General features: G+C 67.2%; 15 protein-coding genes. 9 read left to right on the top strand and 6 right to left on the bottom strand.

Features of this window, described 5'->3' with window-relative positions:
- Position 1: 1 nt before the first annotated feature.
- The 7 genes from LE190_RS07990 to LE190_RS07960 all read left to right on the top strand — a co-directional run bounded on the left by LE190_RS07990 (position 2) and on the right by LE190_RS07960 (position 9,621).
- Positions 2-1,204 (top strand): TIGR03088 family PEP-CTERM/XrtA system glycosyltransferase, encoded by a 1,203-nt coding sequence (locus LE190_RS07990; RefSeq protein WP_225238229.1) that lies wholly within the window; start codon positions 2-4, stop codon positions 1,202-1,204.
- Positions 1,192-3,123 carry an XrtA/PEP-CTERM system amidotransferase gene (locus LE190_RS07985; protein ID WP_225238228.1) on the top strand — a complete coding sequence of 644 codons (1,932 nt, stop codon included), beginning with the start codon at positions 1,192-1,194 and terminating at the stop codon, positions 3,121-3,123. The genes LE190_RS07990 and LE190_RS07985 overlap by 13 nt, the downstream gene beginning before the upstream one ends.
- Before the next feature lie 40 nt (positions 3,124-3,163).
- Positions 3,164-4,402, top strand: a complete 1,239-nt coding sequence (locus tag LE190_RS07980) for a TIGR04063 family PEP-CTERM/XrtA system glycosyltransferase (RefSeq protein ID WP_225238227.1) — start codon at positions 3,164-3,166, stop codon at positions 4,400-4,402.
- The gene (locus tag LE190_RS07975) at positions 4,399-5,583 is read left to right on the top strand and encodes a glycosyltransferase family 4 protein (RefSeq protein ID WP_225238226.1); all 1,185 of its coding nucleotides are present in this window, start codon (positions 4,399-4,401) and stop codon (positions 5,581-5,583) included. Before LE190_RS07980 ends, LE190_RS07975 begins: the two co-directional genes overlap by 4 nt.
- Before the next feature lie 146 nt (positions 5,584-5,729).
- Positions 5,730-7,070, top strand: coding sequence for a putative O-glycosylation ligase, exosortase A system-associated (locus LE190_RS07970; RefSeq protein WP_225238225.1), 1,341 nt, complete (start codon positions 5,730-5,732; stop codon positions 7,068-7,070).
- Between the two features lie 32 nt (positions 7,071-7,102).
- Positions 7,103-8,044: a polysaccharide deacetylase family protein gene (locus tag LE190_RS07965; RefSeq protein WP_224943672.1), complete on the top strand. Its 942-nt coding sequence runs from the start codon at positions 7,103-7,105 to the stop codon at positions 8,042-8,044.
- On the top strand, positions 8,041-9,621 hold the full coding sequence (locus LE190_RS07960) for a lipopolysaccharide biosynthesis protein (RefSeq protein WP_225238224.1): 1,581 nt from the start codon (positions 8,041-8,043) through the stop codon (positions 9,619-9,621). The genes LE190_RS07965 and LE190_RS07960 overlap by 4 nt, the downstream gene beginning before the upstream one ends.
- A 13-nt stretch (positions 9,622-9,634) precedes the next feature.
- Here the strand turns inward: LE190_RS07960 and LE190_RS07955 are convergent, their stop codons facing one another.
- The 6 genes from LE190_RS07955 to LE190_RS07930 form a co-directional block, all read right to left on the bottom strand.
- Positions 9,635-10,705 carry a sugar-transfer associated ATP-grasp domain-containing protein gene (locus LE190_RS07955; RefSeq protein ID WP_225238223.1) on the bottom strand — a complete coding sequence of 357 codons (1,071 nt, stop codon included), beginning with the start codon at positions 10,703-10,705 and terminating at the stop codon, positions 9,635-9,637.
- Positions 10,706-10,737: 32 nt separating this feature from the next.
- Entirely contained in the window at positions 10,738-11,976 is a 1,239-nt protein-coding gene (locus tag LE190_RS07950) for a glycosyltransferase (protein WP_225238222.1), read from the bottom strand.
- A 165-nt stretch (positions 11,977-12,141) separates the two neighbouring features.
- Positions 12,142-13,185, bottom strand: a complete 1,044-nt coding sequence (locus tag LE190_RS07945) for a polysaccharide deacetylase family protein (protein ID WP_225238221.1) — start codon at positions 13,183-13,185, stop codon at positions 12,142-12,144.
- The gene (locus LE190_RS07940; RefSeq protein WP_225238220.1) at positions 13,182-14,126 is read right to left on the bottom strand and encodes a hypothetical protein; all 945 of its coding nucleotides are present in this window, start codon (positions 14,124-14,126) and stop codon (positions 13,182-13,184) included. Before LE190_RS07940 ends, LE190_RS07945 begins: the two co-directional genes overlap by 4 nt.
- A gap of 108 nt (positions 14,127-14,234) precedes the next feature.
- The gene (locus LE190_RS07935; RefSeq protein WP_225238219.1) at positions 14,235-15,470 is read right to left on the bottom strand and encodes a pyridoxal-dependent decarboxylase, exosortase A system-associated; all 1,236 of its coding nucleotides are present in this window, start codon (positions 15,468-15,470) and stop codon (positions 14,235-14,237) included.
- Positions 15,467-17,068 carry an acyl-CoA ligase (AMP-forming), exosortase A system-associated gene (locus LE190_RS07930; RefSeq protein ID WP_225238218.1) on the bottom strand — a complete coding sequence of 534 codons (1,602 nt, stop codon included), beginning with the start codon at positions 17,066-17,068 and terminating at the stop codon, positions 15,467-15,469. Before LE190_RS07930 ends, LE190_RS07935 begins: the two co-directional genes overlap by 4 nt.
- A gap of 153 nt (positions 17,069-17,221) precedes the next feature.
- Between LE190_RS07930 and LE190_RS07925 the strand changes: the two genes are divergently transcribed.
- A complete protein-coding gene (locus tag LE190_RS07925) occupies positions 17,222-18,427 on the top strand; it encodes an aminotransferase class I/II-fold pyridoxal phosphate-dependent enzyme (protein WP_225238217.1) in 1,206 nt (401 codons plus the stop codon).
- Positions 18,424-19,470 (top strand): GNAT family N-acetyltransferase, encoded by a 1,047-nt coding sequence (locus tag LE190_RS07920; protein ID WP_225238216.1) that lies wholly within the window; start codon positions 18,424-18,426, stop codon positions 19,468-19,470. Before LE190_RS07925 ends, LE190_RS07920 begins: the two co-directional genes overlap by 4 nt.
- The last annotated feature ends 14 nt before the right edge of the window (positions 19,471-19,484 follow it).

Below are 19,484 nucleotides of genomic sequence, written 5' to 3'. Positions count from 1 at the left end.
CATGAAGTCCATGCCGGACACCGCGCCGCAGCCGCCGCTGGTCGCGCACCTGATCTACCGCCTGGACATCGGCGGCCTGGAGACGCTGCTGGTCGATACCATCAACCGCATGCCGCCCGGCCGCTACCGCCACGCCGTGATCTGCCTGACCGACTACACCGATTTCGCCCAGCGCATCACGCGTCCCGGGGTCGCCCTGTTCGCGTTGCACAAGCCGGCCGGCCTCGGCCTGGGCACCCACGCCGACCTGTTCCGGCTGCTGCGCCGACTGCGCCCGCGCATCCTGCACACCTACAACCTCGGCACCATCGAGTACGCGGCCACCGCCTGGCTGGCTGGCGTGCCGGTGCGCGTGCACGCCGAGCATGGCCGCGACGCACGCGACCCGCAAGGCGTGAACCCGAAGCACAACCTGCTGCGGCGCCTGCTGGCGCCCTGCATCGACCGCTACGTGCCGGTCTCGCGCGACCTGCACGGCTGGCTGGAGCGCGTAGTGCGCATTCCGCGCGCCAGGCTGCAGCTGATCGACAATGGCGTGGACACCGAACGCTTCCGCCCCAGTGTGCCGGGTGTGAACGATGCGGCCGAACCCTGGCAGGACGACCCGGCCGCCTTCGTGATCGGCACCGTCGGCCGCTTGCAGGACGTCAAGGACCAGGCCACCCTGGTCGAGGCCTTCGCCATCCTGCGCCGCCAGCTGCCGCAGGCACCGCTGCGCCTGGTGCTGGTCGGCGACGGCCCGCTGCGCTCGGCCCTGGCGGCCCAGGTGGCCGCCAGCGGCCTGCAGGATAGCGTCTGGTTCGCCGGCGCGCGCAGCGACGTGGCGCCGGTGATGCGCAGTTTCTCGCTGTTCGCGCTGTCCTCGATCGCCGAAGGCACACCGGTCACCCTGCTCGAAGCGATGGCCAGCGGCCTGCCGGTGGCCGCCACCGCGGTCGGCGGCATCCCCGACCTGGTCGAACAGGACGTCAGCGGCAGCCTGGTGCCGCCGCGCGATCCGCACGCACTCGCCGCCGCGATCGCCACTTATGTGCGCGAGCCCGCGCTGGCGCGCCGCCACGGCGCCGCCGGCCGCGCGCGCGTCGAACACCAATACAGCATGCATGCGATGCTGGCCGCCTACGTTGCCCTGTACGACGAGCTGTGCCAGACCAAGACAACACCAAGTACCCCAAATAAGGCGATCACCCCATGTGCGGAATAGTAGGAATTTTTGACATGCAGGGCGGCCGCGCCATCGATCGCGACGTACTGCACCGGATGAACGAGAGCCAGTTCCACCGCGGGCCGGTGGAAGGCGACCTGCACCTCGAGCCGGGCCTGGCCTTCGGCCACCGCCGCCTGTCGATCATCGCGCTCGAAGCCGGCCTGCAGCCCCAGTTCAACGAGGACGAGAGCATTGCCCTGGTATTCAACGGCGAGATCTACAACTACCGCGAGCTGCGCGCCGAGCTGCAGGGCCTGGGCCACGTGTTCCGCACCCCGTCGGACAGCGAAACCATCGTCCATGCCTACGAGCAATGGGGCGAGGACTGCGTCGGCCACCTGCGCGGCATGTTCGCGTTTGCCATCTGGGACCGCCCGCGCCAGACCCTGTTCCTGGCACGCGACCGCATCGGCATCAAGCCGATGCACTACGCGCTGCTGGACGACGGCATGTTCGCCTTCGGCTCCGAGCTGAAGTCGCTCCTGACCCTTCCAGGCCTGAAGCGCGAGATCGATCCGCTGGCGGTCGAGGAATACTTCGCCTACGGCTACGTGCCCGAACCGCGCACCATCTTCACCGGCGCGAAGAAGCTGCAGCCGGGCCACACCCTGACCCTGCGCGTGGGCCAGCCGCTGCCGGCGCCGAAGCAGTTCTGGGACGTGCCGTTCAAGCCGCACGGCGCCATGAGCGAGCAGGACATGGAAGCGCAGCTGATCGAGCGCCTGCGTGAAGCGGTGCAGAGCCACCTGATCGCCGACGTACCGCTGGGCGCCTTCCTGTCCGGCGGCGTCGATTCGAGCGCGGTGGTGGCCATGATGGCCGGCGTCACCGAGGGCCCGGTCAATACCTGCTCGATCGCCTTCAACGACCCGGCTTTCGACGAGTCGGAGTACGCGCGCCAGGTGGCCGAGCAGTACAAGACGAAGCACCAGTGCGAGACGGTGGACAAGGACGACTACGGCCTGCTCGACACCCTCGCCGCGCTGTACGACGAACCCTACGCCGACAGCTCGGCGATCCCGACCTACCGCGTCTGCCAGCTGGCCAGGAAGCGCGTCACGGTGGCGCTGTCGGGCGACGGCGGCGACGAGAACTTCGCCGGCTACCGCCGCCACCGCATGGCGATGGGCGAACACCGGGTGCGCTCGCTGCTGCCACTGGCAGTGCGCAAGCCGGTGTTCGGCGTGCTGGGCGCGGTCTATCCGAAGGCCGACTGGGCGCCGCGCATGTTCCGCGCCAAGACCACCTTCGAGGCGCTGGCGCGCGACCTTACCGAGGGCTACTTCCACGGCGTGTCGATCAACAACGACCGTATCCGCAGCCAGCTGTTCTCGAACGGCTTCAAGCAGAAACTGCAGGGCTACCGCGCGGTCGAGGTAATGCGCGGCTATGCAAAAAACGCGCCGACCGACGACCCGCTGTCGCTGATCCAGTACCTCGACATGAAGACCTACCTGCCGGGCGACATCCTGACCAAGGTCGACCGCGCCAGCATGGCGCACGCGCTGGAAGTGCGCGTGCCCTTGCTCGACCACCGCTTCGTGGAATGGGTCTCGGGACTGCCCTCGAACAGCAAGCTGCGCAACGGCGAGGGCAAGCACATCTTCAAGAAAGCGCTGCAGCCCTACCTGTCGAACGACATCCTGTACCGCAAGAAGCAGGGTTTCTCGATTCCACTGGCGGCCTGGCTGCGCGGTCCGCTGCGCGAGGCCATGCGGCGCGCGGTGCTCAATCCGGCCCTGCTCGACACCGGTATCTTCAACCCCGCTTTCCTCAAGCAGATGGTGGACGAACACCAGTCCTCGGCCAAGGACCACAGCACGACGCTGTGGTCGGTGCTGATGTTCGACGCCTTCCTGCGCAAGAACGGCGCCACGGCAGGCGACATGGCGCCCGCCATCGCGGCCGCCGCCTGAGCCAGACCCACACACGAACAGCGCAACCGGAACACAAGACATGCGAGTCCTTCACGTCCTGGATCATTCGATCCCCCTGCACAGCGGCTACACCTTCCGTACCCGCTCGATCCTGCGCGAGCAGCGCGCGCTCGGCTGGGACACCTTCCACGTCACCGGCGCCAAGCAGAACTCGGGCGAACAACGCGAGGAAACGGTGGACGGCCTGCACTTCTACCGCACCCCGGTCTCGACCGGCCCGCTGGCCAGGCTGCCGGTGCTGAACCAGAAGGCCGTCATCGACGGCCTGACCAGGCGCCTGGCCGAGATCATCCCGCAAGTCAAACCCGACATCCTGCACGCGCACTCGCCGAGCCTGAACGCGGTCGCCGCGCTGCGCGCCGGCAAGCGCTTCGGCATCCCGGTGGTCTACGAAGTGCGCGCCTTCTGGGAAGACGCCGCGGTCGACCACGGCACCAGCAGCGAAAATGGCCTGCGCTACCGCGCCACGCGCGCGCTGGAAACCTGGGCCTTGCGGCGCGCCGACGCCGTCACCACCATCTGCGAAGGCCTGCGCCGCGACATCGTCGCGCGCGGCATCCCGGCCGAGAAGGTCACGGTGATCCCGAACGCGGTCGACATCGACAAGTTCTCGGTCGGCGGCAGCGCCGACCAGGAACTCAGGACGCAGCTCGGCCTGCAGGGTGCGCGCCTGGTCGGCTTCATCGGCTCCTTCTACGCCTACGAGGGCCTGGACATCCTGCTGCGCGCGGTGCCGCAGCTGGTGCAGGACGCGCCGGACCTGCGCGTGCTGCTGGTTGGCGGTGGTCCGCAGGACGCCCAGCTGCGCCAGCTGGCGCAGGACCTCGGCATCCTGGACAAGGTGGTGTTCACCGGCCGCGTGCCGCACGACCAGGTGCAGAAGTACTACGACCTGCTCGACGTGCTGGTCTACCCGCGCCTGTCGATGCGCCTGACCGACCTGGTCACCCCGCTCAAGCCCCTCGAGGCGATGGCGCAGGGGCGCATCCTGGCCGCGTCCGACGTCGGCGGCCACCTCGAGCTGATCGCCGACGGCAAGACCGGGGTGCTGTTCAAGGCCGACGACCCGGCCTCGCTGGCCGAGAAGGTCGGCGCCCTGCTGCGCGCCGAGACCCTGTGGCCGGCGCTGCGCGCGGCCGGGCGCCACTACGTGGAGAGCGAGCGCAACTGGCGGGTCAGCGTGGCGCGCTACCAGGCCATCTACGGCCGCCTTGCCAGGCAGGCGCCGGGCCGTTCCGTGGAATCGCAGGCTGCATGAAGATCCTGACTTTCAGCACCCTGTTCCCGAATACGGAAAAGCCCGGCCACGGCATCTTCGTCGAAACCCGCCTGCGCCACCTGGTCGCCAGCGGCCGGGTCGACGCGCGCGTGATGGCGCCGGTCGGCTGGTTCCCCTCGTCCAACCCGCGTTTCGGCGAGCACGCCAGGCTGGCGCGGGTGCCGCGCGCGGAGAACCGCCACGGGATCCCTGTACTCCACCCGCGCTACCCGGTGCTGCCGAAGATTGGCATGAACGTCGCGCCCTTGCTGCTGGCGCAGGCGGTCAAGCCGGCCATCGGACGCCTGATCGACGAGGGGTTCGACTTCGACCTGATCGATGCCCATTATTTTTATCCGGACGGCGTAGCCGCGGCGATGCTGGCACGCCACTTCAACAAGCCGCTGGTGATCACGGCGCGCGGCTCGGACATCACGCTGCTGCCGACCTTCCCCCTGCCGCGCCGCATGATCCTGTGGGCCGCGCGCCGCGCCGACCACGTGATCACGGTCTGCAACGCGCTGCGCGACGAAGTCGTGGCGCTGGGCGTGGACGCGCAGCGCGTGACTTCGCTGCGCAACGGCGTCGACCTGCAGCTGTTCCGGCCGACCGAACGCGTCGCCGGCCAGCCCTTCACCCTGCTGACCGTGGGACACCTGGTGCCGGTCAAGGCGCAGGAGCTGATCATCGGCGCCCTGCCGCTGCTGCCGGACGTGCGCCTGGTGGTGGCGGGCGACGGCCCGAACCGCCAGATGCTGCATGACCTGGCCGCGCGCCTGGATGTGTCAGGACGGGTCGATTTCCTGGGCGCGGTGCCGCAGGCGCAACTGCGCGCGCACTACGGCGCCGCCGACGCACTGGTGCTGGCCTCCTCGCGTGAAGGCTGGGCCAACGTGCTGCTCGAATCGATGGCCTGCGGCACCCCGGTGGTGGCCAGCCGCGTGTACGGCACCCCGGAAGTGGTGGCCGCGCCGGAAGCCGGCGTGCTGATGGCCGAGCGTACGCCGCAGGGCGTGGCCGACGCCGTCGCTGCGCTGCGCGCACAGTATCCCGACCGCGCCGCCACCCGCCGCTACGCCGAGCGCTTCAGCTGGGACGACACCACGGCCGGCCAGCTGGCGCTGTTCGACGATATCCTCAACCGGCGCCTGCGCCAGCCGTCGCGGGCGTTTGCCTGCTGACGGGTTTACCCGCAAAGACGATGGAATCAATTCTCTGGGCTCTCGACCTGTTTGCACTTGTCTTCGCCTGCTACTGGGCACTACGCAAGGACAGGGATGAAACAAAAGTAGATACCCATGCTCAGACACGGGGGCGGAACTGAACGATGCGTGACCTCGTCCTGCTTAGCATACTACCGTTCGTCATTTATGCCACGATCAAGCGACCATTCATAGGCATTGGCCTATGGATCTGGACTGCACTGTTCTTCCCGAACGCTTGGGTTTATGGCATGGCTGGCAATCTACGCTACAACTTGCTGTTCACTTCTTTCGCTATCCTTAGCTATCTTCTAAGCAAAGACAAACCAAAATTCGTATTAGGCGGCCTTGGTGCCCTCGTACTCTTATTTTTTGCTTGGACGACAGTGTCCACAGCGATGTCCGTAGGACTTCCGGAGAGATCATGGGATATTTGGGTGCGGTTTTCGAAAGTTATTACTTTATTTTTGTTCGTAATACTAGTACTGAACAAAAAACTTCACATTGACTTCTTCTTATGGTGTGTTGTGTTATCGGTTGGTTTTTACGCGAACCTTGAAGCACTTAAGTTTGTAGCTAGCGGCGGAGGCCACAAGATTTCAGGACTGTCAGGTCATGTACTAGGTGATCGCAACGAGCTAGCCGTTGCCTTTGTGATGACGTTGCCTATATGCTATTACTTACTTGGCGAGTATCGAAATCGGTCTCGCGTGATTGCGATCGGACTTTTAGGCACAATGGGCTTGTTAGTGGCTGGCATTATTGGCACACAGTCCCGAGGTGGATTTATTGCACTTGCTGGGTTCGGAGCATATTTTTTCTTTAAATCCAAACACAAATTCATATTCTTAATACTGAGCGGAATCTTAATCTTAGGTCTTGCGCAGCTAGTTTCGGCCGAGTGGATTTCGCGTATGGATACAATTAACGCAGCTGATGATGATGCGTCATTCATGGGAAGAGTTGTTGCCTGGAAACTGAGTTTTATTCTTGCGATGCAAAATCCTTTCTTTGGTGGTGGATTTAAATCTTTGGAATATTTCCCTGTATGGTCTTCCTTATCCCAGCATTTTTTCCAATATGATTGGTTTTATACAGGAGACGCTCTTCCTAATACTAAATTCGGCCGCGCTGCCCATAGTATCTATTTCCAAGTGCTGGGCGAGCAGGGATTCGCGGGCTTGGCGATTTTCCTAGCTTGTCTTGGTGGCGCTTTTATGAAGGCGGGACGTATCACGCGTAAGGTTCGACGATTAAACGGCCCAGCATGGATCAGCTCCCTGTCGACCATGCTTCAATTATGCTTGTTTGCATTCGCTTTGGGTGGAGCAGCGCTTAGTTTTGCCTATTTCGAGCTATTCTACGCGATCATTGCCCTGCTTATTCTGCTCGAGGCACGTGTCCTGCCTGCCGCTCTCAAGCAACAGTCATCAACGCCAGTAACAAATAGCGACGTCCGCCAATGACAGCTCCTTACCCTTCAAGCATGACCGAACGCGTGCTCCGTTCCGCCGGCGACACGCTCGCCCTGGCCGGACGCGGAAACCGGCTGTGTGTGGTGAACTACCACCGCATCCTGGCAGCGCCCGATCCCATGCTCGATTCAGAACCCGACGTCGCCACCTTCCGCTGGCAGATGGCCCTGCTGGCACGCTGCTTCAACGTGATGGCGCTGCCCGACGCCCTGGCCGCGCTCGACGCCGGCCGCCTGCCTCCGCGCTCGATCTGCATCACCTTCGACGATGGCTACCGTTCCGTGCACGACCTGGCCCTGCCGGTGCTGAAGGAATTCAAGCTGCCGGCAACCGTGTTCGTGGCCAGCGGCTATGTCGGCGAACGGAATATGTGGAACGACCGCATCATCGAAGCGGTGCAGGGCCTGCCCGCCGGACAGCTCGACCTGCGCGACCTGGGACTGGGCAGCTATCCGCTGCACAGCCTCGCCGAGCGCAGGACCTCGCTCGATGCGCTGACCGAGGCCTCCAAATACCTGCCGCCGGCCGCGCGCCATGCCCTGATCGAACGGCTCGAGTCACTGGTCGGCGACAACCTGGCGCACGGCCTGATGCTAACCACCGACATGCTGCTCGAGCTCGACCGCAACGGCATCGAGATCGGTTCCCATACCGTCACCCATCCGATCCTGACCAGCCTGGACGACGATACCGCGCGCCGCGAAATCATCGACAGCAAGCGCCAGCTCGAGGTGGTCCTCGGCAAGCCGGTGACCCTGTTCGCCTACCCGAACGGCAAGACCGGCAAGGATTTCGATGCGCGCCATGCGTCCATGGCGCGCGAAGCCGGTTTCAGCGCCGCCTTCACCACCGTGCCCGGCTCGATCACGCGCAGCGACGACCGCTACCAGCTGGCGCGCAGCCGGCCTTGGGACAAGACCCCGCTGATGTTCGGCCTGCGCCTGCTGCGCTGGCTGTCGGCATGAGCGGCAAGGAGCAGGACGGCGCCCACGGCGAAGCCGCACAAGCAGATGCAGAGAACCAGATGAAACCCGCAGTCAAGAAACGCAGCCTCAATTCCCAGATCGCCAACGGCGCGGCCTGGATGATCGCCTTCAAGATGGCGGACCGCAGCATCGGCCTGATCAGCACCCTGGTGCTGGCGCGCATGCTGGCCCCGGAAGACTTCGGCCTGGTATCGATGTCGATGGTGCTGGTGGCCGCCATGCAGCTGCTGGTGTCCTTCGGCTTCGAAGTGCACCTGATCCAGAACCCGGATGCCGGGCGTGACCAGTTCGATACGGCCTGGACGTTTACCGTGCTGTTCGCCACGGTGTGCGGCCTGGTGCTCGCGGCGCTGGCGCCGTTCGCCGCCGACTTCTACCGCGAGCCGCGCCTGGAAATGGTGGTCTACGCGCTGGCCTTCGGCTTCGCGCTCGACGGTTTCTCGAACGTCGGCACGGTGGCCTTCCGGCGCGAGATGCGTTTCGACCGCGAGTTCAAGTTCTTGCTGGGCAAGCGGCTGTCCAGCCTGGTGGTGACGATCCCGCTCGCGCTCTACCTGCAGAACTACTGGGCGCTGGTGATCGGCCAGCTGGCCAGTACCGCGCTGTCGGTGGCCCTGTCCTACTACATGAGCACCTACCGGCCGCGCTTCTCGATGAAGGCGAAGCTGGAACTGTTCCATACCTCCAAGTGGCTCATCGCGAACAACCTGCTCGGCTTCCTGAGCGGACGCGCGACGCCCTTCCTGCTGGCGCGCCTGACCAGCGCGCAGTGGGTCGGCACCTATTCGATCGCCGCCGAGATCGCGACCATGCCCTCGAACGAGCTGGTGGCGCCAATCAACCGCGCCGCCTTCCCCGGCTATGCCAAGGCGGCCCACGACCTGCCGACCCTGCGCGACACCTTCCTCAAGGTGATCGCCTCGATCTCCATGGTGGCGATCCCGGCCGGCGTCGGCGTGTGCATCGTGGCCGACCTGCTGGTGCCGTCCGCGCTCGGCTGGCAATGGCTGGATGCCATTCCGCTGATCCAGGTGCTTGCCGTGTACGGTGTCATCCGCGCGCTGCAGACCAATATCCCCTACGTCTACCTGGCCATGGGCCAGCCGCGCCGCAGCACCATCATCATGAGCATCCAGGTGGTGATCTTCCTCGGCGTGTCCTATCCGGCGATCGTGCACTGGGGCGCGATGGGCGCGGCCTGGGCCTCGCTCGGCACCGCGATCGCGATGATCCCGGTGAACCAGGGCATGGTGGCGCATTGCCTGGGATTGAGCGCGACACAGTTCTGCCGCCCGCTGGTGCGGCCGCTGCTGGCGTCGGCCGTGATGGCGGCCGCGGTCCTGGCGGTCAAGAGCCAGCTGGTGCTGCGCCATGTGACGCTGGATTATGTGCTGGCCCTGCTGCTGTGCGCCGCCGTCGGGGCACTGGTATATGTGGTGACGGCCTATGTGCTGTGGCGCCTGTGGTCGCGTCCGGGCGGGGCCGAACGCCATGCCTTCGGCCAGCTCGAGAACCTGCTTGGGAAGATCGGGGTAAGGGTCAACCTGGTGCGCTGAGCGCCGCGCCAGGCTAGGCGCCGCGCATCCAGCGCTCGACGTGCTTGAGCGGCAGGTTGATGCGGGCGCAGCCGATCTGGTCGGGCCGCACGTTCAGCTCGATCATGCGTGGCCCATCCACGCCGATGGCGACATCGACCCCGGCCACGTTCACATGCGGGAAGGCCTGCAGGGCGCGCGCCGCCACTTCCTGGCACTCGCGCCAGAACGGCAGCTGCACGCCGCTGATCTGGGCGCCCGTGTCCGGATGGCGCTCCATGGTCTGCAAGGGGTTCTTCGCGTTGGCCGCGCAGCGCAATACCCCCGTCTCGAGCCGCACCGGGCAATAGATGCCGCCGCTGCTGGTATTGTCCACCATGCTGCCCTGGCGTCCGACGCGCAGGAAGGCCCCGGCGATCCTGACCTCCCCACGTGCCTGGTACAGCCAGATGCGCAGGGTGTTCACCGAGTTCGGGTGGATCGTGGCCAGCGTCGGATGCTGCTCCAGGTAGTGTTCGACGATATAGCCTTCCGGGTTGGCCTGCGCCGCCTGCCACCAGTCGCCGAGGGAACGCTCGGCGCCGCTGAAGGGATGGACGAACACCGGTTCGCCCGCGCGCGCTTCGATGCGGTAGGCCGCGAAACCGGCGCCGCCATAGCCTTCCACCGGCTTCAGGCAGATCTTGCGGCCCACCAGTTCGCGGCACAGGCGCGCCAGGTCGTCCAGCGCGCGCAGGGGACGGCCATCGGCGCCGGCCCCGCGCTGCGGGTGCAGGAAGCCGATGAATTCCGGCGTCGGCACCTTCACCAGCTGCAGGGCGGCCTTTTCGATCACCTTGTGCTGCGACGCTTTCTGATATGGCCGGGCGTTCCAGCGGTCGATGAAGGCGTTGTATTCCTTGCGGTTCATGTGCGCCCATTTGTCCGCGAACGGCACCGACGGACGCCACCAGCGCGCCTTCAGGTAGTAGCCGGGGCCGATCCCGCGCAACGCCAGCAGCAGGCCCATTTCCAGCAGCTGCCTTGCGATCGGCAGATGGGCCGGCGCATCCTTGGCGCTGCGAAGTTGGGTCCAGGCCTGGCGGATATCCTTGATGGCGTGCATGTCGGTCGATATGAAGGTGATGGGAACAGGGATCAGCAGTAGGCCGGCTTGCCGGCCGGCGCCACCAGGTCCGCGATCAGCCCGGCCAGCGCTGTGGCGCGCGCGCGCCGGCTGAACTCCTCCACCGCCTGTGGCGGCAGGGAAGCCGGGACGCGCGCCTCCATGATGTCGGCGATCGCCCGCGCCAGCTCCTCGTCGTCCCAGGCGCGCTGGCAGTGCGGCAGGCGGGAACAGACGCGCGCGGTGGCGCTGCCGGCCGGCGTCACCGCCAGGATCGGCTTGCCGCTCTGGATATAGTCGTACAGCTTGCCGGGAATCTGGTAGCGGAAGATCTCGTCCTGGATCAGCATGTTGGCCGAACACCCCTGCATCTCGGCCAGGGCCTGCTGGAAGGGCACGGGCGGCGCGAACTCGACCAGGTCGGCCACCCCGTGCGCCGCCAGTTCCGGATCGAAGCGGCCGGCCTTGGCGCTGCCGCGGAAACGCAGCAGGAAGTTGCCGGCATTGATCAGCCGGCGGTCCTTCAGCAGGCGCAGGGCGCGGAAGATGCGGTTGATGTCGCGCCCGTTGCCGTACAGGGCGCCGCTGTACAGCAGCGTGAAGCGCTCCGGACTGGACGAAGGCGGCAGCGCGGCAGGCACGAAACCGTTCTCGATGGTGCAGAACTTGTCGGCCGGCTGCGCCGGATACAGCGCGCGGTACAGCTGGGCCGCCTCGACGCTGGTGGTGCACACCTTGGTGGCCGATGCGATCACCTTGCGCTCCAGGTGGCACATGACCGCGTTGAAGTTGCGGTAGTGGGGATTGTAGTGGCACTGCATCGGGTCGCGGAAATCGGCGATCCAGGGCAGCTGGAAGCGTCCGGCCAGGCGGCGCGCGACCAGGTGGGCGGTCATGATCGGATAGGTCGACCAGATGCAGCCGATATCGTGTTCCCGTACCAGGGTGGCGCCGAGCCGGGTGGCGCTGAAATACCAGGGCCAGTAGCGGTCGGGCAGCGCCAGGACATCCGGCGAGCGCCCCCTGACCGAGACCAGCTTGTTGATGTTCCACGCCTTCGCGCGGTGAATGCGCGCCGCCAGTTCCGGCGCCACCGGCAGCTCGCGGTCGAAACGGTCGTAGACGTCGTCACTGGCGGTGAGGATGATGGGGTTCCATCCCATCTCCAGCAGGTATTCGGCAAACCGGAACGGCCGCTGGACGCCGGCGCTGCGCGCGGGCGGGGTTTCGAAGGCGATCAATAAGACGTTCTTGTTGTGCGGCGTATTCATCTTGTTCCGGCTGACGCGTAGCGGCCCGCTGCGCACCGACGAGGCGGCAGCAAGCTGTCCAGCTAATTATTCAATTGAAATAAAATAATATTTTTACAACTAAATTGCAAATGATATTCGTGGCGTGCTTGCAAGAAATTAGCACGGACAAGGGCCGGAGCGGCGCTAGCGCGGAATGCGGCGCCGGCCGGTCACCATGCGCATGAATTCGAGTACACCGCTCATCTCCGCTTCGAATTCGATCATGTCGACATTGCCGCCGTCCAGGAAGCGCGGCAGGTAGTAGCGCCTGGTGCTGTCGCCAGGCGCGACCAGGCCAGGGATGCAGGTGGTTGCCGTGCGCACGCCGGCCTGCGCCAGCATGGGGCCGGCCGCCTCGTCGAACGCGCCGCTCGGATAGCAATAATGCTGCGGTTCCGGCAGGCCGGTGTCGAGGATGTGCTGGCGGCAGGCGGCGATGTTGGCGAGGTTGCGCTCCGGTTCGCCGCGGTAGTACTGGTGCACGCGCCCATGCAGTTCGATCGCGCAGCCGCGCGCAGCCGCCGCGCGCAGCTCGTCGGGCAGCATGTAGCTGAAGCGGCGCGAATCGAGGTCCAGCTCGGCCGGCGTCACGCCAAAGGCGCTGCCAAAGCGCTCGAGCGCCGCGCGCACCGTGGCCGGATCGCGCCCCAGCGAGGCGAACCAGGCATCGGCCCGGGCCGCGAGCCGCTGGCGCGCGCCGTCTTCACCGAACGCGTGGTGGCCGTCGAGCCCTTCGCCGAAGCCCTGCAGCGTGACCGTCTTCAGCGGGCTCTTCCACAAGATGTAGCGCAAGGCCACGCCGGCGACCGGCGCGCCGGTCTCGCAGATCTCGGTATGCAGGTAAAGCACCGGCGCATGGCCGTACTCGGCCAGCACCGGCAGCAGGCAGGCCTCGCTCGAATACCAGCCGTCGTCGAGCGTGATGGCGACCGGGATGCCGGAGGCGGCAGCGGTGCCGGAAGCGACCTGGTCGAGGCTGGCCGGTACGAAGCCCTTGGCCTTGAGCCAGTCGAGGCGCTGGCGCAGCATCGCGGGGCGGCAGAACAGCTTGCCATTGAACAGGTATTCGTCGCCCAGGGCGCCGCCGTGGTAGCACAGGATGCGGGCGTGACGGCGGGTCAGCCTGCGGAACAGCGCGAACAGGCCGGCGGCCCGCGCAATGCGCAGGACCGTGAACTTCATGTTCATGCCGCGCCCTCCGCCCGCGCCCAGGCGATCTGGCGCGCACGCGGCCACAGCAGCACATAGCCGGCCGGCCGGTACTGGCCCGACTCGACCAGCTTGCGGCGCGTCGCCGAGGCCGCAACCGCATTCCCGGCCGCTTCCTCGTTGAAGGAATCGAACAGCACATGGGCGCCGCCGCGTTCCGGGACCTCGCGCAAATAGGCCAGGCGCGGGCTGATGCGGGCCACCACGGGGTCGTAGAACCAGCTGCCGGCCATCATGCCGCGCACTTCCGGATGCAGCGCATACAGTTCAGCGCAGCAGCGATAGCATTCGTTGCGGCCGGCCTCGTTGAATTCGGCCATGTGGAACTTGTGCGCGTGGATCTCGAAAAAGGGGCGGAAGCCGCCAAGGCGGGCGAAGATCGTCAGGCGGCGCGGCAGGTCGCGCAGGCCGTTTTTCCACAACAGGGAGCGCCCCACGCCGGAGTTGACATCGACCAGGTTCGAGCCGGCGGCAACCATGCGCAGCGAAGCCAGGCCGAATTCCTTCAGGAACAGGTCGCTGTCCAGCACGCAGGCCTGCATGGTCGGCTCTGGATCGGTCACGATCCGTTCGTAATGCCTGAGCTGGTGCGCCAGGACCCGGGCTGGCAGCTGCTGCAGGCGCGGTGAGGCCAGGCTGCGCTCGAGCGCCACCAGCAGGGCGACGAACAGGAACGCGGTGGCACCGTCCTGGCCATGCCGGCCAAGCACGTCCGCATGCAGCGCGCGCGCCTCGGGCGGCAAGTACTTGAAGCCGGCGCCTACCGGCGGCGGCGCATCGAAACTGTCAACGAAGCGTGTTGCCGCCTGAAGTGCGGCCTCGGTCCCGGCGGCCTCGTGGCGAGCCCGAGCAGCCGCCAGCAGGTCTGCCACCGAAGCGAGCAGGCGCGCGATGGGGTCGGGGTGGATCATTACACGCATCGTTTTCCTTGAATATCGATCGCAATCGATTCATGAAATTATAGACGATTAACAATTTGGCACGTGTTAGTTATCAACAATTCCGCGAAGCAATATTTAGCGAGGGCCTTAGACGAGGACTTCGAGCACCTCCGGATGGCTGAGGAAACCCGCCGGGCTGGCCGAGCGCCCATAGGCGCCGGACTGGAACACCACGACCAGGTCGCCTTCCTGCGCCTCTGGCAGGGCCATGCGCTCGGCCAGGATGTCGAGCGGCGTACACAGGGGCCCCACGACCGACACCGGTTCCGTGGCCGGGCCATCCATCCGGTTGCCGATTGCCACCGGATAATTCTTGCGGATTACCTGGCCGAAGTTGCCGGACGCTGCCAAATGGTGGTGCAAGCCGCCATCGGTCACCAGGAATACCTGGCCGCGCGACAGCTTGCGGTCCACCACCCGTGCCACGTAGATGCCAGCCTCACCCACCAGGTAGCGGCCCAGTTCGATCGAGACCTGCGCCTCCGGCAGCGCGGCCCGGACCGCCGGCAGTGCGGTTTCCAGATGGGCGCCGATCGGCGCCAGGTCGAGCGCGGCCTCGCCCGGGAAATACGGGATGCCGAAACCGCCGCCGATGTTCAGCTCGCGCACGGCGATGCGGCCCTGCTCGCCAAGGCGCCGGGCCAGCGCCAGGGCCTGCACTTGTGCCTCGATGATGGCATCGGCCTTCAGGCTCTGCGAGCCGCTGAAGATGTGAAAGCCGCGCACGTCGAGCCCCATGTCCGCGGCCAGCGCCATCACGCGCGGCGCGTCTTCGGCGTCGATGCCGAACTGCTTGGCCCCGCCGCCCATCTTCATGCCGGACGACTTCAGTTCGAAGTCCGGATTGATGCGCAGGACCAGCCGCGGCGCGATGCCGAGCTGCTCGCCCAGGCGCGCCACGACGCGCACCTCGCGCTCCGATTCGGCGTGGATGCAGGCGCCGGCGGCGATCGCCTGCGACAGTTCCGGCTCCGACTTGCCGGGACCGGCAAAGCTGATGTGTTCGGGCGCCATGCCGGTGTCGAGCGCCACCCGCAGCTCGCCGCCCGAGGCGACGTCGATGCCGTCCACCAGGCCGGCCATGTGCTGGACCAGGGCCGGCATCGGGTTCGCCTTCATCGAATAATGCAGCGCCAGGCCGGACGGCATGTGGCGGCGCACGTGGCGCACGCGCTCGCTCAGGAGCGCGCGGTCGTAGGCATAGAAAGGGGTGGCGCCGACGCGCCGGGCGAGGCGGGTCAATGCGATGCCGCCGACCTGCAGGCAGCCGTCGACCACCGGGAACAGGGTCTGCGCTGCGTGGACTGGTTTTGCGCCGCTCATGGATGTGGTCCTGCGTCGAACATGGTGAGATAGGATTGCTGCAGCAGCTTGCGGTCGATCTTGCCGTTCGGGTTGCGCGGGAACGGACCGTCGTGCAGCGCCAGGTGCGCCGGGACCATGTAGGCCGGCAGGCTGCGCTGCAGGGCCTTGCGCAGCGCCTCCGGTTCCAGCCCGGCCGTACGCGCCACGGCCAGCAGCACGATGGCCTGTCCCAGCGCCGGATGCGGCACGCCGAAGGCGGCCGCCTCGGCCACCAGGCCGCTGGCATGGGCCGCTTCCTCGACCTCGGTCGGGCTAATGCGGTAGCCGGACACCTTGATCATGTCGTCGCTGCGGCCAATGAAGTACAGGTAGCCCTCCTCGTCCATGCGCACCGTGTCGCCCGACCAGACGGCCATCTCGGCCAGCGGCAGCGCCGGGTCCTGTCCGGGCGCGGGGCGGAAGCGCTCGGCCGTCTTGACCGGGTCGTTCCAGTAGCCCAGCGCCACCAGCGCACCTCGGTGCACCAGCTCGCCCGGCTCGTTCGGCGCGCACAGGCTGCCGTCCTGGCGCACCACCATCACCTGCGCGTTCGGGATCGCGCAGCCCATCGAGTCTGGGCGGCGGTCCAGCTGTTCCGGCGGCAGGTAAGTGGAGCGGAAGGCTTCGGTCAGGCCATACATCAGGAACAGGCGCGCATCCGGCAGCGCCGCGCGCAGGGCCGCCACCGTCGGCAGCGGCATCGCGCCGCCCGAATTGGTGAGGTAGCGCAGCGTGCAGGCCGCCGGCCAGTCGAGCGCGGCGAGCTGGATCCAGAGCGGCGGCACGGCCGCCAGGCCGGTGATGCGCTCGTCCTGCACCGCCTTGACGATATCGCGCGGGAACAGGTGATTGATCAGGACCGCGGTGGCGCCGGCCAGGAAGGCGGTGCTCAGCTGCGACAGGCCGTAGTCGAAACTGAGCGGCAGCACCGCCAGGATGCGGTCTTGCGCCGTCAGTTCCAGGTAGGCGGCGACGCTGGCGGCGCCGGCCACCATGTTGCGGTGCGAGAGCACCACGCCCTTTGGTTTACCGGTACTGCCCGAGGTATACAGGATGGCCGCCATGTCGGCGTCGATCGCGCGGCGCGCTTCCAGCACGCCGGGCGCGGGCGCGGCCTGGGCGGCGTCCCAGGACAGCAGGTCCCGGCCCGCGAGCGTGGGCAGCGTGGCCGTGTCCGGGACGGCCCCGCACAGGTAGACGGTGCGCAGGTCCGGGCACTGCGCCAGCGCCGGCACCAACTGGGCCAGGCGTTCGTGCGAGGTCACCAGCACGCGCACGTTGCAGTCGGCCAGGATGTAGGCCACCTGCTCGGCCTTGAGCAGCGGATTGACCGGAACGAACACGGCGCCGGCCAGCGCGGCGCCGTACATCGCAGCCACGTTCTCGACGCGTTTCTCGAGATAGACCGCGACCCGCTCGCGGCGCGCCAGGCCGGTGGCCAGCAGCGCGCCGGCGGCGCCGGTGACGGCGCCGGCCAGGGCCGCGTAGTCGAGCCGGCGCGCGCCGTGCACCAGCGCTTCGGCGCCTGGCGTGCGGCGCGCGGAATCGAAGAGGTAATCGTGGATCAGGTCGGGCATGAAGCTCTTTCAGGGGCGCGGCCGGGCCGCAGCACAGAGGCGCAAGTTTAACAGCTTGGCGCCGGCGCCACCCCGCACCGGATGCGAAAAGATGTTGAGTAACCAACATGCGTGACCAAGTTTCCCCATCACCGTTTATACTCGGCCATGTCCATGACCAACGCCGCTGTGAAACCCGTTTCCCGCACCCAGGTGCCGATCGCGCCGATCCTGTCGGCCGCGTCGTTCCGGCGCGCCGGTAGCGGCAGCGTCCGTGTCCGCACCGTGCTCGACGCCGGCGCCGCGAAGCTGGTCACGAGCGGGCGCATCGCGATCGGCCTGGCCCTGCGCGAGATCGGCGCCGGCCCCGGCGACACGGTGCTGGTACCGGCCTACCACAGCCAGTCGATGGTGCCGCCGGTGATCTGGACCGGCGCGCGTCCCGTGTTCTACCGGCTGCGGCCGGACACTGCGATCGACCTGGACGACCTGGCCAGCCGCATCGACGCCAGCACCCGCGCCGTGATGGTCACCCATTACTTCGGCTTCCCGCAGGAGCTCAAGGCCCTGCGCGCGCTGTGCGATGCGCGCGGCGTGGCGCTGCTGGAAGACTGCGCGCACTGCTTCATCGGCGAGAACGATGGCCTTCCTGTGGGTGCGATGGGCGACTACGCGATCGCCAGCAGCATGAAGTTCTTCCCGATCTACGAGGGTGGCGCGCTGGTGTCGGCACGGCACTCGCTGCAGGGGGTCGGGCTGCGCTCGGCCGGGCCGGGCTTCGAAGCCAAGGTCGCCCTTACCTCGCTCGAAAACAGCTTCGCCTGGCGCCGCCTGGGCGGCGTGCGCGCCGCGCTGTGGCTGCCGCTGAAACTGAAGGACGCGCTGTGGGCCGCGCTGAAGAAGCGCTCGGCCCGGCCGGCGGCCTCCGCCGCGCTCGCGCCCTCCTCGTCCGACAGCAGCTTCAGCTTCGATCCCGCCTGGCTCGACAAGCGTTCCTCGCTGTTCGCGCGCGCCTTGCTGGCCCTGGTGCCGGCCACGCGCATCATGGCGCTGCGCCAGCGCCACTACCACCAGCTGGAGGCAGCGCTGCGCGGCCTGCCCGGGCTGCGCCCGCTGTATCCGTCCCTGCCAGACACGGTCTGCCCCTGGGTGTTCCCGCTGTTGGCGGACGACCCGGAACCGCTGTTCGCGCGCCTGAAAGCGGCCGGGGTGCCGGTGGTGCGCTTCGGCTGGCCGCTGTGGCCCGGTGTCGACGAGAGCGTCTGCCCGGCCAGTGCGGAGCTGTCGCGGCGCGTGCTGGCCTTCCCCTGCCACCAGGAGCTGCGCCCGGCGGAACTGGACTGGATGACCGGCGCCATCCGCGCCGCGGCCGCGTCATGAAGTGGAGCCTGGTCCCGGCCGCCCGCTTCGCCGAATTCGGCGCGCAGTGGGCGCGGCTGCACGCCCGGGCCGGCGCCCAGGCGCTGCTGGCCGACGATTTCGTGACACCGCTGCTGACGGAATTCGCCAGCGGCCGCGAACTGCTGGCCTGCTGCACGCAGGGCGGCGAGACGGTGGCGATGGCCCTGCTCAAGCCGGCGGGGCGCGGGGCCTGGACCACCTTCCAGCCGGCCCAGGCGCCACTGGGCCTGTGGCTCCAGCTGCCCGCGGCCGACACCGCCGCCCTGCTGCGCGCCCTGGTGGGCGAACTGCCCGGCTTCGCGCTGGTGGTCGGACTGACGCAGATGGACCCGATGCTGATGCCGCGCCCCGCCGACCATGGCTGCATCGCCACTCGCGACTACATCGACACGGCGCGGGTGACCCTGGCGGGCGGCTTCGAAGCCTACTGGATCGCGCGCGGCAAGAACCTGCGCGCCAACCTCAAGAAGCAGCGCGCGCGCCTCGACAAGGACGGCATCGTGCCCCGGCTGGAAGTCTGCCGCGCGCCGGAACAGGTGGCGGCGGCGGTGGCCGACTATGGCCGGCTGGAGTCGAGCGGCTGGAAGGCCGGCCAAGGCACCGCCGTCAGCGCCGCCAACGCCCAGGGGCGCTACTATACGGCGATGCTGGAAGCCTTCTGCCGGCGCGGCGCCGGCAGCATCTACCGCTATTGGTTCGGCCAGCGCCTGGTGGCCATGGACCTGTGCGTCGAGGACGGCGACAGCATCGTCGTGCTCAAGACCAGCTATGACGAGAGCGTGCCCGGCAACCTGTCGCCGACCCTCCTGATGCGCGAGGAAGCCTGCCGCCAGCTGTTCGGCCAGGAGGCTTTCTCCCGCATCGAGTTCTACGGCCGCGTGATGGAGTGGCACCTGCGCTGGACGGACGAAGTGCGTACTATGTACCATCTCAATTACTACCGGTGGCCTGCCCTGGGGCGCCTGCATGCGCTGCTGGCGGCGCGCCGTGCGGCGCGGCCGCGGGCCGTGCCGGCAGACTAGCGAAGAAAGAAACC

Source organism: Massilia hydrophila (assembly GCF_020208145.1).
Classification (GTDB): Bacteria; Pseudomonadota; Gammaproteobacteria; order Burkholderiales; family Burkholderiaceae_D; genus Telluria; species Telluria hydrophila.
This window is presented reverse-complemented; position numbering and strand designations above follow the sequence as displayed.